Origin of the sequence: Pseudoalteromonas sp. SCSIO_11900 (genome assembly GCF_000576475.1) — a bacterium.
Taxonomy (GTDB): Bacteria; Pseudomonadota; Gammaproteobacteria; order Enterobacterales; family Alteromonadaceae; genus Pseudoalteromonas; species Pseudoalteromonas tetraodonis.
This window is the reverse complement of record NZ_KK070023.1, coordinates 2,019,301-2,034,994: the sequence shown is the minus strand read 5'-3', so window position 1 is coordinate 2,034,994 and position 15,694 is coordinate 2,019,301. Positions and strand designations below refer to the sequence as shown.

At 40.2% G+C, this 15,694-nt stretch carries 10 protein-coding genes and 2 pseudogenes; 4 read left to right on the top strand and 8 right to left on the bottom strand.

Annotated features, from left to right (window positions below; genetic code table 11):
• Positions 1-12: 12 nt before the first annotated feature.
• Together BG00_RS09455 and BG00_RS09450 are read right to left on the bottom strand one after the other, a co-directional pair.
• The gene (locus BG00_RS09455) at positions 13-3,414 is read right to left on the bottom strand and encodes a chromosome segregation SMC family protein (RefSeq protein ID WP_036982110.1); all 3,402 of its coding nucleotides are present in this window, start codon (positions 3,412-3,414) and stop codon (positions 13-15) included.
• Between the two features lie 68 nt (positions 3,415-3,482).
• Positions 3,483-4,214, bottom strand: coding sequence for a TrmH family RNA methyltransferase (locus tag BG00_RS09450; protein WP_036982106.1), 732 nt, complete (start codon positions 4,212-4,214; stop codon positions 3,483-3,485).
• A gap of 170 nt (positions 4,215-4,384) precedes the next feature.
• Here BG00_RS09450 and BG00_RS09445 point away from each other — a divergent pair.
• The 3 genes and pseudogenes from BG00_RS09445 to BG00_RS09435 form a co-directional block, all read left to right on the top strand.
• Positions 4,385-4,825 (top strand): annotated as a pseudogene (locus BG00_RS09445) (YjgN family protein); the annotation flags it as partial.
• A gap of 37 nt (positions 4,826-4,862) precedes the next feature.
• Positions 4,863-5,333: pseudogene (locus BG00_RS09440) on the top strand (M48 family metallopeptidase); the annotation flags it as partial.
• Positions 5,330-5,620 carry a hypothetical protein gene (locus BG00_RS09435; protein WP_036982104.1) on the top strand — a complete coding sequence of 97 codons (291 nt, stop codon included), beginning with the start codon at positions 5,330-5,332 and terminating at the stop codon, positions 5,618-5,620. The pseudogene BG00_RS09440 and the gene BG00_RS09435, both read left to right, overlap by 4 nt.
• Before the next feature lie 65 nt (positions 5,621-5,685).
• Here the strand turns inward: BG00_RS09435 and speB are convergent, their stop codons facing one another.
• The 5 genes from speB to BG00_RS09410 form a co-directional block, all read right to left on the bottom strand.
• The gene (gene speB, locus BG00_RS09430) at positions 5,686-6,609 is read right to left on the bottom strand and encodes an agmatinase (protein ID WP_036982103.1); all 924 of its coding nucleotides are present in this window, start codon (positions 6,607-6,609) and stop codon (positions 5,686-5,688) included.
• 3 nt (positions 6,610-6,612) lie between these two features.
• Positions 6,613-8,526 carry a biosynthetic arginine decarboxylase gene (gene speA / locus BG00_RS09425; protein WP_036982101.1) on the bottom strand — a complete coding sequence of 638 codons (1,914 nt, stop codon included), beginning with the start codon at positions 8,524-8,526 and terminating at the stop codon, positions 6,613-6,615.
• Between the two features lie 144 nt (positions 8,527-8,670).
• Positions 8,671-9,129, bottom strand: a complete 459-nt coding sequence (locus tag BG00_RS09420; protein WP_036982098.1) for a GNAT family N-acetyltransferase — start codon at positions 9,127-9,129, stop codon at positions 8,671-8,673.
• A 185-nt stretch (positions 9,130-9,314) separates the two neighbouring features.
• Entirely contained in the window at positions 9,315-10,874 is a 1,560-nt protein-coding gene (locus BG00_RS09415) for a BCCT family transporter (protein WP_036982095.1), read from the bottom strand.
• A 407-nt stretch (positions 10,875-11,281) separates the two neighbouring features.
• Positions 11,282-13,525, bottom strand: coding sequence for a putative bifunctional diguanylate cyclase/phosphodiesterase (locus BG00_RS09410; RefSeq protein WP_036982092.1), 2,244 nt, complete (start codon positions 13,523-13,525; stop codon positions 11,282-11,284).
• 313 nt (positions 13,526-13,838) lie between these two features.
• On the opposite strand from BG00_RS09410, the gene cysZ reads away from it, so the two are divergent.
• On the top strand, positions 13,839-14,549 hold the full coding sequence (cysZ, locus tag BG00_RS09405; protein ID WP_215908089.1) for a sulfate transporter CysZ: 711 nt from the start codon (positions 13,839-13,841) through the stop codon (positions 14,547-14,549).
• Positions 14,550-14,595: 46 nt separating this feature from the next.
• Here the strand turns inward: cysZ and rlmM are convergent, their stop codons facing one another.
• Entirely contained in the window at positions 14,596-15,681 is a 1,086-nt protein-coding gene (gene rlmM, locus BG00_RS09400) for a 23S rRNA (cytidine(2498)-2'-O)-methyltransferase RlmM (RefSeq protein ID WP_036982089.1), read from the bottom strand.
• Positions 15,682-15,694: the final 13 nt, after the last annotated feature.

Sequence of the window (15,694 nt, the reverse complement as noted above, 5' to 3'; positions counted from 1 at the left end):
ATGACTATAAAATTATGCATGTGCAAGTTGCACCGCTTGTTCAATATCTACAGCAACCATGCGCGACACGCCGGGCTCTGCCATGGTTACACCCGTTAATCTACCCGCCATTTCCATTGCAATTTTATTATGGCTTATATAAATAAACTGCACAGATTGTGACATTTCTTCAACCAATCGGCAAAAACGAACCACATTGGCATCATCTAATGGGGCATCTACCTCGTCCAGCATACAGAATGGAGCTGGATTGAGCCTGAATATAGAAAACACCAATGATAATGCGCTCAGCGCTTTTTCTCCACCACTTAACAAATGAATTGTCGAATTTTTTTTACCTGGTGGCCTTGCCATTATACTAACACCACTTTCGAGTAAATCGTCACTGGTTAATTCTAAGTAAGCACTGCCGCCGCCAAACACCTTAGGGAAAAGCTGGCCAAAATCGTGGTTAACCTGATCAAACGTAGACTTAAAGCGCGTTTTTGTTTCACGATCTATTTTATGAATAGCGCCTTCTAAAGCTGTTAATGCTTGGGTTAAATCGTCCAGCTGATTATTTAAATAATCACTTCTTTGCTTCGCTTGTTCAAATTCATCAATGGCTGCAAGGTTAACGGCTCCTAATTGCTCTAGCTGATTACTTACTCCAGCAAGTTGATTTTGCGCCGCATTTAATGACAACTCTGCAGGAAACTCTGCTAATACCTGTTTTAAATTTTGATTAAGCTCACTAAGTGGCTCTAGTACCGCTTGCGCTTTAATTAATAAGCTTTGTTCTTCAATACTCAGCTTTTGATGCTGCTCTTGCAGTGCCACCAGCTCAGCTTGTGACGTTTTTAAACTCGCTTGTTTGTTTTGTAATTCTTGTTTTGCTTGAGCTAGCTGTTGTTGTAAATCCGCAAGCATTTGTTCGCCTTGTTGGTGCTGTACTAATAATTGCTCAATACTTAGTGCAAGCTCTTGCTCAGGAATAAGTAACGCTTCAATCTGCTCTATTATCTCTTGCGCACCCTCTTCGGCACTAGTAAACGCCTGTACAGCATGGCTAAGTTTAGTTTGACTGAGCTGCCATTCACTTCTTGCTTTTTGCTCATTAAGGTTTGCTTGATGCGCTAGTGTTTTATATTGTTCAGCATTACTCAAAGCTTGTTTGTAAAGCTCATCACTATTTGTGCGTGTGCTATCGGCTTGGTTAAGCTCTTCAGCTAAGGCCTGTAACTGCTGTGCAAGCTGTTCATTTTTATCGAGCTCTTCGCTCAATAATTCGCTTAACTGCTGTTGTTGCTCTAGCAGAGGCAGACGCTGTTGTTGTAATTTTGTTAGCTGCTGCAGATGCTGATCAGCTTGCGCTTTAAGCATATCACCACGCGTTGTTGCTACAGCAAGTTGTTGTGCTAATTGATGAATAGTGTCTTTGCGCTCATTTTGCTGCTCGGTTATTAATGCAGCCTGCGTTTTATGTTCTTCAAGTGTGGAGTGTGCGTCCGTCAATGCCTGTTGTTGTTGCTCAAGTAAGGTTTCTTGCTGCTTGAGTTTTTTGTGCATTAATAATAAGGAATTTTCTGTATTTTTATCGCCACTTACATGCCAGTTTCGACCGTGTAATGCCCCTTGCTTATCTATAACCGCAATATAACTATTGTCGTTAAGTGCGCTTATATCGCCGGCTTCATCATAAGCAATATGATTTAATAACTCAGGATACACGCCTGAGGTAATAAACGCGGCAATACTGTGCTTAGCTGCAGACTGCGATGCAATTTCCCACGTGCTATTTTCTGCTTTACCTTGTGATATATGAATATGCTCAAGTGATGACAGCGCCTGCTCGACTAAAAACTCATAACCCGACTGAACAGTTAACTGCTTAAATAAGGTTAAACTTTCATCGCTGCTTTTTTCAAGCCCAAGAGTAGTTTGTAGCCCCGCTATGCCGGCTTTTAATTCATTAACTTGCTGAAATAAATGCTGCCATTGTTGCTGAGCTTCATCTAGCTGTTGCTGCTGAGCAGTTTGCGCAGTTTGGCCTTTACTGTGAGCCGTTTGCGCTTTCGCTAGCTGCTCAGTCAGGGCCTGTCTGTGCTGTTGTTGCTGAGTTAATAGCTGCTCTATCTCACTGTGTTTTAACTCATCTATTTGCTCATCAAGCTGCGTTAGTTGTTGCTTAACATAACTGATTTTTTGTTCTGTGTGTTTTACTGCGTTGGTATGCGCTAACTGCTGATTATGCAATTGTTGATAATCTTCTGTTAGTGATTGCCAGTGTGATGTGTCGGCATTTTTAATCTCCAGCAGCCGATTAACCTCTTCGGTAAGCTCTATAACCTGCTCGCTACACATTAAGTTATGCTCTACAGCCTGTTGTAAGCTGTCATCTAACTCTTGGCAGAGACTTTGTTGCTGCGTTTTGACTTCTTCACTTTGATTTTTTTGTTGCTCTAACTTGGCTAAATTTTGTTTCAGTGACAGCGTTTGTTGTTTAATGCTAATTTGCTGCTGTTCACTGCGAGTCAATTCTGTATGTGTATGGTGCTGCTGTTGCTGTGCATCATTAAGTTTATCTTGCTGAACTTGTACTTGAGCTTCAAGACTTGCCAGAACATCATCATGGCCTGAATGCGCCGTTTTAAAAAAGCTGATTTGTTCATCCAGTTTTTTTATTTGTGCGCTTTTATCAACTTGTTGCTGATGCAGCTTTTGCCATTTTAATACCGCTATTTGCCCCTTTAAGGTGCGTTCTTGGGTTTTAAATTCGCGATATTTCTTAGCATCAACCGATTGTACCGCCAGTTTGTCAAGCTGGTTTTGTAGTTCTTGGCGAACATCGAGGAGTCGCTCTAGGTTTTCTCGGGTGCTTTTTATGCGTGTTTGTGTTTCTCGGCGGCGCTCTTTGTATTTAGAGACCCCTGCGGCTTCTTCTAAAAAAATACGTAGCTCTTGCGGTTTGCTCTCAATTAAACGCGAGATCATCCCTTGTTCTATAATGGCGTAACTACGCGGCCCAAGCCCCGTGCCTAAAAATATATCGGTAATATCACGTTTGCGGCATTTGCTACCATTTAAAAAGTACAGCGATTGGCCATCGCGAGTCACCAAACGCTTGATAGCCACTTGGCTACGATCAGCAAAGGTATTGGGTAATTTACCTTGGGTATTATCAAATATGAGTTCAACAGAGGCTTGCGAAATGGGCTTGCGGTTAGTGGAGCCATTAAAAATGACATCAGTCATGGCATCGCCACGTAAATTTTTAGCTGAGCTTTCACCAAGCACCCATCGCACCGCATCAATCACGTTTGATTTGCCACAGCCATTAGGGCCGACAACACACGTCATTTGATCCGGAAATGGAATTTTAGTGGGCTCTACAAAAGATTTAAAGCCCGCTAATTTTATAGTGCTTAAGCGCATTTTATTGTTATTACCGATTTATTATTGTTTTTTACTATAAGTAACTTAACGCATAAATAGCTAAAAGGTTAAGCTTGGCGTTTAAAGTTATCTAAAATAATACCCGTTGCCATTGCCACGTTAAGCGATTCAGCACTGCCAAAGGCGGGAATAGTAATTTTATTACTCACAAGCGCGGCACACTGCTGGCGTATGCCATGTGACTCGCTGCCCATTAATAACACCCCTTTTCCAGCAAACTGGCAATGATGGACATTCTCGCCCTCTAAAAATGCACCATAAATAGGCACATCCAAAGATGTTAAATAGCTAGGTAAATCAACTTGGCTTACCGATACACGAACAAATGACCCCATAGTGGCGCTAATTGTTTTTGGATTATACGGATCGGCACTGTCGGTGCTGGCAACAATGTGTTTTATACCGTACCAATCAGCCACGCGAATGATGGTACCTAAATTACCCGGATCAGATACCCCGTCTAAGGCTAATATTAAACTGTTTTCATCGGGTAATGTGGTGCTTGGCATATCAACAATGGCAATAGCCGCATTATTACTGACCAAAGTACTTACCTTTGTTAACTGCTCTTCATCAGCTGTAATAAAATGCGTTTGAGGGTATGCGCTTTGGTTATTATCAATAAAACTTTGCGTTGCAAATACATCGGTTACTTTTAATGGGCTATTTAATAACTCCAGTACATTTTTTTCGCCTTGTACGAGGTATTGATTAAGTTGCTTGCGGTACTTCTTTTGGCCAAGCTGGCGAATTAGTTTAAGTTGGTTTTTTGAAATCATGACAGCCCCGTTAAATTATCTGCACAGTATACCAGAGGTGACTTAAAGTGCAGCCCTATAAACATTAAAAGCAATAAAATTAGCCTACTTACAATAAGCTAGCTAATCATAAAGATTGTTTTTATTCTCTAAAAAGGGTAAGTTTACAAAAATTACAAGGACTTTTTTTAATGGAATCAATACACCCAACTTCAAATGAAACAAATCCCCCTACACCACCCACGGCCTCTCCCATTTTTAGTGGTATAGTAAATTTTAGCGGCAAAAGCGCCGAATTTTTTGGCATATGGATTGTTAATATACTACTTAGTATTATTACTTTAGGAATTTATTCTGCATGAGCAAAAGTACGCACCTACCGTTATTTTTACGGTCATACGCGTATCGACGGCCTTAGCTTTGACTATCTAGCTACGCCTATACAAATTCTAAAAGGCCGCATTTTAGCGGTCATTGTATTTTTAATTTACACCCTGCTTAGCAGCCTCGCACCGACGATAGGCCTTTTATTTGCTATTGGCTTTTTATTTTTATTGCCGTGGATCATCAACCAAGGTCTGCGTTTTAATATGCGTATGACTCGCCATCGTAATGTACGCTTTGCCTTAGAGCCATCTCAACTTGCTGCTAAAAGCAAACAGAAATTCAGCAGCTAATGCGTTTGCTCTTCCAAGTGGTCGGGTTGTTGTAACTGACGAACTTGTTGAGCTATTAAAAAATGATTCTGATGCCCTGCGTGCTGTTTTACTTCATGAAATTGGTCATGTTCAGCACCATCACAGCATTCGCCTTGCAGCACAAGCTGCAGTGAGCACCGTTGTATTTGCAGTTATTTTTGGTGACTTAAATGGTATATTAGAAGTCGTGCTTGGCTCTGGTTCATCTTTTTTACAACAAGCGTTTTCGCGAGATATGGAACAAGAAGCCGATGAATATGCTATTACAAACCTTTTAAAATTAGGCTATTCTAACCACGATTTTGCTGATGCAATTGAAGCACTGGAAAATAATTTAAAAGCACAAGAGGCGACCCTTGATGATACTTGGTTAAAGTATTTATCAACGCACCCAAGCTCTCAAGAGCGAATAGAATATGCGAGGCAATATAAACCACAATGACCCCTGAACTGAGTTTATTGTTATTAGTTATCATTATGATAACGCTTGGCTACGGATTTATTTATCCGCGCTTTGCAGGCAGTAGCTTTAAAAAAGTATCGGTGCAAGACTTATTTGCAACAGGCATTACGCTATTAATTGCATCTAGCCTTTATTACAACTCGGGCGTGCAATTTAGCTGGTTAATATTTGAAGTTAATTGGTTTTGGTTTACTTTTTTAACTTACGTCATAATCGAAATTCCAGTATTTTTTATTTATGCTAAGAAACACGATATGCAGTTTTAATCGTACTTTTATTTTTATACAAAAAAAGCGCCAGATTGGCGCTTTTTAAACTAGATTAACACAAATTAATATTTATGCTTAAGTGCCCACAAATGTAGCAATTCACTGGCAATTGTTGCTGCAGCAATGGCGGTAAGCTCACTTTGGTCATAAGACGGGGATACTTCAACCACATCCATCCCCACCATATTAATGCCTTTGAGTGCGCGTAAGATTTTAAGTACCTTATCAGAAGTTAAACCACCACACACTGGTGTGCCCGTACCTGGTGCAAAAGCGGGATCTAAACAATCTATATCAAAGGTTAAGTAAACCGGTAAATCACCCACTCGCTCAATAATCTGAGCTGCAATATCATTTGCATGCAGATCATTGGCTTGCATGGCATCAATCACTGCAAACTCATGCTTGCTTTGATCAAAGTCGGTACGAATGCCGAGCTGAATACTGTGATTAACATCAATCAACCCTTCCATTGGCGCATGATAAAACATGGTACCGTGATCAAAACGCGAACCGTTACTGTAAGTATCGGTATGTGCATCGAAATGAACTAACGCCATTTTGCCATGAATTTTTGCATGTGCGCGCAATAGCGGTAAGGTTACAAAATGATCGCCGCCCAAGCCTAGCAATGTTTTACCTTGGCGAAGTATTTGCTCTGCCGCCATTTCTAGTTGCGCGGTAAAATATTCAGGGTCACCTACCGGATAGGTAAAATCGCCAGCATCCGCCACGGTCAAGCGCTCAAACAACGGAAATGTCCACGGATATTTCGTATCTTCCCATGCTAAATGTACCGACGCTCTGCGAATAGCATCAGGCCCCAAGCGGGCACCAGGGCGCCCTGAAGTAGCCAAATCAAACGGTAAACCCAGTACCACTACATCGGCTTCAATCGCATTAATGTTTTGTACCATAGGACGACGTAAAAACGTCATCCCGTTTGAGTACAATGAGTGGTCAACACAACCAAACAAGCTAGACATTGCTTATAACTCTTCTAAATAAGTGTAGCCGTCAAGGCCGCTTTGCAATTCGTCGAGGACGCTTTGCTGTTCATCTGGTGCAATTTTTGCACTCACTAACTGCGCATATGACTGCTGAAAACCTTCAACATCTAAATGTACATAACGCATCATATCAGCCACAGTATCACCATGATTAATTTCTGTAATACTAGCAACACCTTGCTCATCCATATTGACAATAGCACTGTGCGTATCACCAAATAAGTTATGCATATCGCCTAAAATTTCTTGATAGGCGCCTACTAAGAAAAATCCCATTAAATAAGGTTTATCTGCTGTAAACTCAGGTACTGGCAACGTACTTTCAATGCCTTGACCATCTACATAATGCTCTAATGCGCCATCTGAATCACAGGTGATATCTAGTAACACAGCCCGTTTTTGTGGAGCCTGCGTTAAACCACTTAATGGCAATACCGGAAACACTTGGTCAATACCCCACGCGTCAGGCAATGACTGAAACAATGAGAAATTGACAAAAAACTTGTCCGCTAAACGCGCATTCAGATCATCTATAATCGGTCGATGAAAACGGTTTTTGTTATCCATTAATTTATTAAGTTCATAACACACGCGTAAGTTTATTTGCTCTGCCCATGCACGCTGAGTTAAATCTAATAATCCCATCGCAAACTGACTATGCGCTTCAGCTAAATCACCTTGGCTGTCGTGAAAAATCTCAATTAATGCACGGTCATCAGTAAGCACATGTAATTGTTGCCATGAAATCCACATATTTTTAAGTAACTGCGGCGCATCATCAGCTGGCGCTTCTATTTCTTCCGGTGTATACGTTTCGGTGCCAATTACATTGGAAATTAGTACCGCGTGATGCGCTGTTAATGCTCTTCCCGACTCTGAAATAATGGTAGGAAAAGGCTGCTCATACTGCTTACAAATATCACCGATGGTGTAAACAATATTATTTGCGTATTCAGCTAAACTGTAGTTCATTGAGTTGTGTGATTGACTGCGTGTGCCGTCGTAATCAACCGCTAAACCGCCCCCTACATCAAGGCACTCTATGTGCGCGCCCAACTTGCGTAGTTCACAATAAAAACGTGCAGCTTCACTTACACCTAAGCGTACATCACGAATATTGGCCATTTGCGACCCTAAGTGAAAATGCACAAGCTGTACTAAATCAAGCTGATCTGTTTCTTTTAAGCGGTTTATTACATACAGCACTTGTGAAGCAGACAACCCAAACTTCGATTTTTCTCCGCCACTTGCTTGCCATTTACCTTTGCCTTGCGAGGCTAAACGCACACGAATACCAATACGCGGTTTTACGTTAAGTTCTTTGGCTTGGCTAAGCACCATATCCAGCTCAGACAATTTCTCAAGTACAATATACACTTTATGACCCAGCTTCTCGCCAATCAGCGCTAAGCGCACATATTCTTTATCTTTGTAGCCATTACATACAATCACCGCACTGGTTTTTTCAGCCAGTGCTAATACAGTTAATAACTCTGGCTTGCTACCGGCCTCTAAACCTAGCTGTTTTTTTTCTACTTGCGCTTGGCTGGCAACAATTTCTTCAACGACTTCGCGCTGTTGATTTACTTTAATTGGATAAACTAATAAATAGTCTTTTGGATAGCCATAGCTTTCTATTGCGGTATTAAATGCGCCACATAAGCTATGCACGCGATGATGTAAAATTTGTGGAAAACGAACAAGTGCTGGCAAGCTTAAACCTTTGTCTTCAAGCTGCTTAGCAATGTCTGTTAATGCAATGGTTTGCTGTGGGGCATCAGCTTTGGGCGCAACATACACATCACCTTGATCATTAATACCAAAAAAACCTTGGCTCCAATGACGAACGTTGTAGCTCGTACGAGCTTGTTCAAGTGATGTTGTCTCTTTCATTTATCTTTCTCTTTTATTTATGAATGCCAAACCGGCTAGTTGCCGCGCATTAAAAGAAAAATAGTGATTCATGTCCAACAAGTATTTCTACTCGTAACGAGTTAGGATTGAAATTAATAAATAAAAGCTTCAAACAAAGCAATATTAGCTGAGCGCAAGCTCCATAAATAAGCTATTCGGGTTTTCTGTGTATTCACCAAAAGGGGCACATTGCACAAACCCTAAATTCTCATAAAGATGGATTGATTGTATTTGCTTTGGTCCTGTTTCTAGTTTTATGATTAGGATTTCTTCTTCGCCTGCATAGTGCAATAAAATTTGCATAATACGCCGCGATAAGCCTTTTCCGCGATAGCTAGGTTTTACGTAAAGCCGTCTAATTTCGCCATACCAGCTACCATCAAATTGCTTTACTATTGCGCCACAGGCAACTATTCCGTCTTGATTTTTTAAACCTACAGCGTAAACGCCCGGTAAACCAAGCTCATTAACTGTAAGCGCTTGTGAAGTTGCTACAGGATATAATGAGCTAATAAGTCGATCTATATCTGCAAATACGTTGATCACATCCTGATCACAAGGGTCTAAGTCGACTAACTGCATGGTTTATCTCAAGGTTATGCTTAAATATATTTAAACTATACCGTATCGATAGGAATGAACAACCTACTTAGGCTAAGTTATTTTTAGTGGGTTAGTTTATTGCTAGGATAATAAATAGCTCAATAACAAGGTGAGAATATGATGTACCCAGAAAAAGAGCGCTTATTAGCGCTCTTTATCAATTATTAAAGTCCTTGTTCGTCTGCCATTTTCTTAACTATTTGTGGTGCCGTCCACAGTGACGGTAGTAACACAAACGAAACTGGCACCGCAGTGACCACAATAAACGACTGCAAGGCTGAAATTCCGCCCTCGCCAATAGAGATGAGTAATGCAGCCATTACCCCCATCATAATCCCCCAAAACACACGAATTGATGTTTGCGGATGATCGGTACCTGTCATCACCATAGACACCGAGTACGTCATTGAGTCACCGGTTGTTGCCACAAAAATGGTGGTCAGCACTAAAAATAATACCGACACAATAAACCCCATAGGTAACTGCTCAGTAATGGCTAACAATGCCGCTGGCAAATTAAGCCCAGCAAAAGGTTCTGATATAACGCCGGGATTATTTAACTCAAAAAAGATGCCTGAGCCACCAACTATGGTGAACCAAAAGCAGGTGATCACTGGCGCAACCACAGAGATGAGTAAAATCATTTCACGAATAGTTCGGCCACGCGATATACGCGCAACAAACATCGCCATTAAAGGGCCATAACCTAAAAACCAGCCCCAAAAAAACACAGTCCACCAGTCTAACCACGGTTTATCGGCACGAAACGTAGCCATAGGAATAAAGTTATCTAAGTACAAACCAAAGGAATGAATGTAACTGTCGATAATAAACGCAGTGGGCCCCATTAGTAATATAAACAACATCAGCACCACAGCTAATACCACATTAAAACGGCTTAGTAGCTGAATACCTTTGGTAACCCCACTTACTGCTGAAAGTGTGTAAATGCCAATTAAACTAAATAAAATAATTACTTGTGTGGTGTAGGTGTCAGGAATGGCAAACAATTTATCTAGGCCAAAACTCACTTGTAAGCCTAAAAAACCAATAGGACCCACAGTGCCAGCAACCACAGCGAGTACACAACATGCATCAACAATAGTACCAAGCGCCCCTTTCATTGCGCGATCGCCAAATACGGGGTAAAGCAAAGTACGAGGTTTAAGCGGTAAGCCTTTTTCGTAATGAAGATGCATATAAACAATGCCCGTTAAGCTGCCTAATATAGCCCAGGCTAAAAATCCCCAGTGCATAAAGCTTTGTGCAAGTGCGTTATAGGCGGCATCGTTAGTGCCTGTTTCACCACCAAATAGCGGTGGCGGAGAAATAAAATGTGCCATTGGCTCTGCTGCGGCCCAAAATACGCCGCCACCAGCAAGCAAAGTACACATAATAATACTTATCCACTTAAAGGTAGATATTTCAGGGGTTTTTAAACCGCCGAGCACCACTGAACCGGTGCGGCCTACGGCCAAAAATATACCTATCACAAAGGTTAATAACAGCAGAACTTGCCAAAAGGCGCCAAATATTTTGGTTGAGAAGGCAAAGGCAGAGTTTATCCAATCCGACATCAGTTTTATGTCGTAAAGGGCCAGCGCGGCAAATAAAACTAATATACCGCCACTGATTAAAAATACGGGTATATCAACCCCATCCAGAAACTTAACTCGGGAAGAATGTGTTTTACCCGACTTTAAAGTTGCTTTAGTGGTATTCATTTATCGCTCCTAATGGTTTTTTAAAGTTACCGACATAGCGACATACCATGACATCACACTAAACCCTAGTTTCAACAAACGACAAAGCAACTCAAAAGCGAGTTTTAAGTACTTGTTATGTTCACGTTTAGGTAATGTCACAACAAGTAGACTTATTGCCAATTCCTGACTAGTTTAACGCGTTAAAAACGCTAAACCAATGCCTCAGGAATGATTTGTGTAGTAGTTACACAATAATAAAAGATAAATTACATCACGGTATCAAACAAACAAAAAATATACATTTTTGCTTTAGCAAAAGCGCGGTACGTTATTAAACGTTGCTGCGCAGTGGGTACGCAAACAACGCGGCTTATCGATTAGGGCAACTAAACCTGTCGCCTCAGTTAGTGATAAATACAGGGTTATTAATGCTGTTTATGCCATGTTAAATAGTTGCTGTGCGTTAATGGTTTGGCAAATAAATAACCTTGCACTGCATTCACGCCCATCGACTTTAATATTCTTAGTTGCTCAGCACTTTCGACCCCTTCGGCCACAATGTTAATATTTAAGCTATGACCTAAGCCAATAATAGATTGCACAATACTTTGACCCGATGCGCTATTGAGCACTTTATCAATAAAGCTTTTATCAATTTTTAACTCATCAATAGGAAACACGCTTAAATGTTTTAAACACGAGTAGCCCGTACCAAAGTCATCAATTGAAAACACAAATCCATGCGATTTTAATTCTTCCATTTGCTTTACGGTCCCCATCAAGTCACCCGCTAACATTGATTCAGTGATCTCTAATTTAATTCGAGTTGGCGAGACGTCAAACGCTTCAATTGCTTTAAATAGCTCACCTTTTAAAGTGGAAGAATTAAACTGACACTGGCTAATGTTAATTGATACGCTAAAACTGTCATCGAGTAAGTTATTATCTCGAAGTGTTTCAAGTAAAATACAAATATCTCTTAATACAATATTTTGTAACTTTTGAATTAAGCCAAATTGCTCGGCAATTGGAATAAATGCATTAGGGGGGATAAGCCCTTTAGTTGGATGATTCCATCTTATTAATGCCTCAGCACCCGCAAGGGTTCCATCAATTGCTAATTGTGGCTGAAAATAAGCACAAAACTCATCGCACGCGATAGCCCTAACAATGTCAGTTTCAAGCTCAGTTTGATTTTCCAGTAAGGTTTGCAGTGCGGGGTCGTAAAAGCTACTACTATTACCACCCTTCATTTTAGAGAGATACATAGCGGTATCTGCAAATTTTAAAATATTAGCGGTTATGGCATTGCTCGTGTTAATCAAACAAATACCAATACTACAACTGACCTGAAACGCTAAATCGCCCACTTCAAATTTTTCATAAAAGACACTTTGTACTTTTTTAGCAATCAACTCAGATTCACTATTAGCTTGCATGTGGCTATCACCGACATGCTCGATAAGAATAATAAATTCATCACCACCGACTCGTGCGAGGGTATCTGCCGGGTTCAAAATAGCTGTTAATCGTTGTGATAACTCAACCAGTATTTCATCGCCTGCATTATGACCTAGTGAGTCATTTATGCGTTTAAAATTATCTAAATCTAAAAATAAGAGTGCGCCCGTGTGATCAGACTGCTTAATTTGCTCCACATACATACTGAGCCTATCATTGAGCATTCTGCGATTAGGAAGGTTTGTAAGCGGATCAAAAAATGCTAACCGTTGTACTTCTTCTTCGGCAGCTTTGCGATTAGAGATATCTCTGGCCATCCACACCACATGTCTCAGTGACGGGTTATTAGGCTGGTAACTTTCAAGGGGAGCTGTTCGCCCTTCAAATGTAAGCTGCTTACCTTTTATATTGAGCTGATATTCAAACACTTGAACTTCATTAGTTTGCAGCGTTTTGGCAATTACCTCCATAATAGGATTTGCATCTTCAGGAGGCATAATATCTCTGACATTACGATTAATCACATGCTCTTGGCTTAAATATAAACTTTCATTAGTAGTGCCGTAAACGTTGGTATACTCCCCTTCTTCACTCAAAATAAGAGTTAGATCGGGAAGTACTTTTGCGAAGGCTTTAAACTTTTCATTACTTTGCTGTAATTCAAAAAGCAACGCGTTTAATCTTAGTGACTCTGTGTGCTTTTCTAAAGCAATACTGGTGAAATCAACAAAAAAGTCTATTAACTCTAAATCTTGTGGTGTCGGTGACTTGGCACTGTCATGATAAATTGCAAAAGTGCCTAATATGTCTGATTTTGTTGAAATAATAGGGGTAGACCAACATGACCTTAAACCATAACTTAACGCCATTGCTCTATAATCATCCCATAATGGCGATGTTGTAATATCTGCGGCAATAATACGTTTTTTTTCATAGGCTGCAGTACCGCATGAACCGACAGTTGGCCCTATTTTCACGCCATTAATTGCTTGGCAGTAACCCTGTGCAATATTAGGCGCCGCACTATGAAATAGCTGTTCTCCTTTGAGCGTTAATATAGAGCACTTTGCAGAGGAGTCTTCAATAAGCTCCTCAATAGATAAACAAATATTTTCCAATACCTCATCAAGTGGCGCACCGAGTGCTATTTTCGATAATATACTTTGTTGCTGAGAAAGCAGCTTTCTGACTCTCATTATTTCAATCAAATTATATTCCTCAACAATCACTAACGCTAAATGCGTCGCTCAATTTTAGGGCCTGTTTATAATAGTCTTTTGACTATACATAATATTGAAATCAGCATCTATGCTATTTTCGTCTATTTCACGCGCGTTTGTCATTCAATACAAGGTGGCGATTTGAAATGTACTTATCAACAAATCATTTATTTACATACCATCTGTAAATACCCTTTATTAAATACTTTGTTACTTAAAAGTACTGTTTAAAATCATCAAGCTATTTATAATAGCTAAAACATAAATAATCGATGAGGTTAGTGTGCAAATAACACAAGGTATGGAATATTTTTTTTCAGGGTTTAAGTTAATTAGTCAAAAAGGGCTAAAACGCTTTGTACTTATACCCCTACTTATTAATATTTTATTATTTGGTAGCTCCTTATTCTTTTTATTTGGCTGGCTTAGTGATGGCTTTAATGCCGTAACCGCCATGCTCCCAGAATGGCTAAGTTGGCTCGAATGGTTAATGTGGCCAATTGCTGTGCTGGTGGTGCTGTTCACTTACAGTATGTTATTTACCGTTATTACTAACTTTATCGCCGCACCTTTCAATGGCTTACTAAGTGAAAAGGTAGAGCTTTATTTAACTGGTCAAAAAATTAACGACGACGGATTAGCTGATTTAGTTAAAGATGTTCCGCGAATGCTGGGCCGGGAATGGACTAAGCTTTGCTACTACCTCCCACGCGCTATCGGCTTTTTTATTTTATTGTGGGTACTACCTGTGATAGGCCAAGTGCTATGGGTGCTTTTTACCTGCTGGATGTATGCGGTGCAATATAAAGATTATGCTTTTGATAATCACAAAATTAGCTTTACACAAATGAAAAATGACTTAAAAAGCAAACAAGGGTTATCTTATGGGTTTGGCTTTGCCGTGATGCTGCTAACCGCTATCCCATTTGTAAATTTAATTGTTATGCCTGTGGCGGTATGTGGTGCCACACGATTATGGGTTGAAAATTACCGACCACAATACCGTAGTTAAAATAAAAAATGGGCCACCTGGCCCATTTTTTATGCTCGCTAATATATTAACTATATAAGCTCTGTGGCACTTTAGTTACATTTAAGTGCACCGTTATTTCTTCACGATCATGGTATAAATGCTTTGCTTGAAGTTCATAGCTTATGCCGTACTTCGCCATTTCTTCTCTGATCATTTTTAAACATTCATACACACTATCAAAGCGTTTTTTCATCGGTAATTTTAGATTAAAAATAAGCTCTTTTGCATAGGCGTTTACAGCCCAGTCAATCATCAAGTTAGTCACTTTAGTCGGCTTTTCTACCATATCGCAAACCAACCAAGTGATGTTTCTTTTTTCTGGACGGTATTTAAAACCATCTTCTCTAAAATGCTTTACTTGACCCGTTTCCATTAAACTTTCATTCATTGGGCCGTTATCTATCGCGCTAACAAACATACCACGGCGAACTAACTGATAAGTCCAGCCACCTGGGCATGCACCTAAATCAACGCTGCGCATCCCAGCTTGTACCCGCGACTCACGCTCTTGCTCAGGAATAAACACGTTAAACGCTTCATCTAACTTAAGCGTTGAACGACTTGGGCCATCGCTTGGCATACGTAAACGTAAGATCCCCATAAAAAAAGGAGAATTGTTATAACTATATGAGTAACCCACATACGCAGTATTATTAGCTAAAAACAGCACATGCATTACTGGGCGATTTGCTTTTGGTTCACGCAATACGGTGTTTTGTTTCTCAAGGGCTTTTTTAAGCGGAGTTGATATCTTTTTACAAAAAGTCAGTAACTCTTTGCCCTCGTTGGTATCGGGGGTTTCGACACGCAGCTCAGAACACAAAGTAAAATCTTTTGCAGCATCTACAATAGCGCCTACTCTATCTTCTACGGGCATATTTTCAATTAGGTTACCGGCAAACCATTGGCGTGCAAATACCATATTTTTAAAATCAACTTTTTTGATTATTTCGTCGCTGTGCTGCGCTTCAAAACATTCATAAATAACATAACCGGTATTTGGTTTTGCTTTTACATACCCAGCAAATCCTTGTTCGGCAGCGTGAAACGTTATTTCAGCAGCGGCATCGTTTTCAAAACCACTACGACAGTAAATCACAACACTAGACATATTAACCCTTAAA

Excerpts from the sequence above, each read along its gene's own strand:
- BG00_RS09455 (WP_036982110.1), bottom strand. The coding sequence starts at position 3,414 with ATGCGCTTAAGCACTATAAAATTAGCGGGCTTTAAATCTTTTGTAGAG.
- BG00_RS09450 (WP_036982106.1), bottom strand. The coding sequence starts at position 4,214 with ATGATTTCAAAAAACCAACTTAAACTAATTCGCCAGCTTGGCCAAAAG.
- BG00_RS09435 (WP_036982104.1), top strand. The coding sequence starts at position 5,330 with ATGACCCCTGAACTGAGTTTATTGTTATTAGTTATCATTATGATAACG.
- speB (WP_036982103.1), bottom strand. The coding sequence starts at position 6,609 with ATGTCTAGCTTGTTTGGTTGTGTTGACCACTCATTGTACTCAAACGGG.
- speA (WP_036982101.1), bottom strand. The coding sequence starts at position 8,526 with ATGAAAGAGACAACATCACTTGAACAAGCTCGTACGAGCTACAACGTT.
- BG00_RS09420 (WP_036982098.1), bottom strand. The coding sequence starts at position 9,129 with ATGCAGTTAGTCGACTTAGACCCTTGTGATCAGGATGTGATCAACGTA.
- BG00_RS09415 (WP_036982095.1), bottom strand. The coding sequence starts at position 10,874 with ATGAATACCACTAAAGCAACTTTAAAGTCGGGTAAAACACATTCTTCC.
- cysZ (WP_215908089.1), top strand. The coding sequence starts at position 13,839 with ATGGAATATTTTTTTTCAGGGTTTAAGTTAATTAGTCAAAAAGGGCTA.
- rlmM (WP_036982089.1), bottom strand. The coding sequence starts at position 15,681 with ATGTCTAGTGTTGTGATTTACTGTCGTAGTGGTTTTGAAAACGATGCC.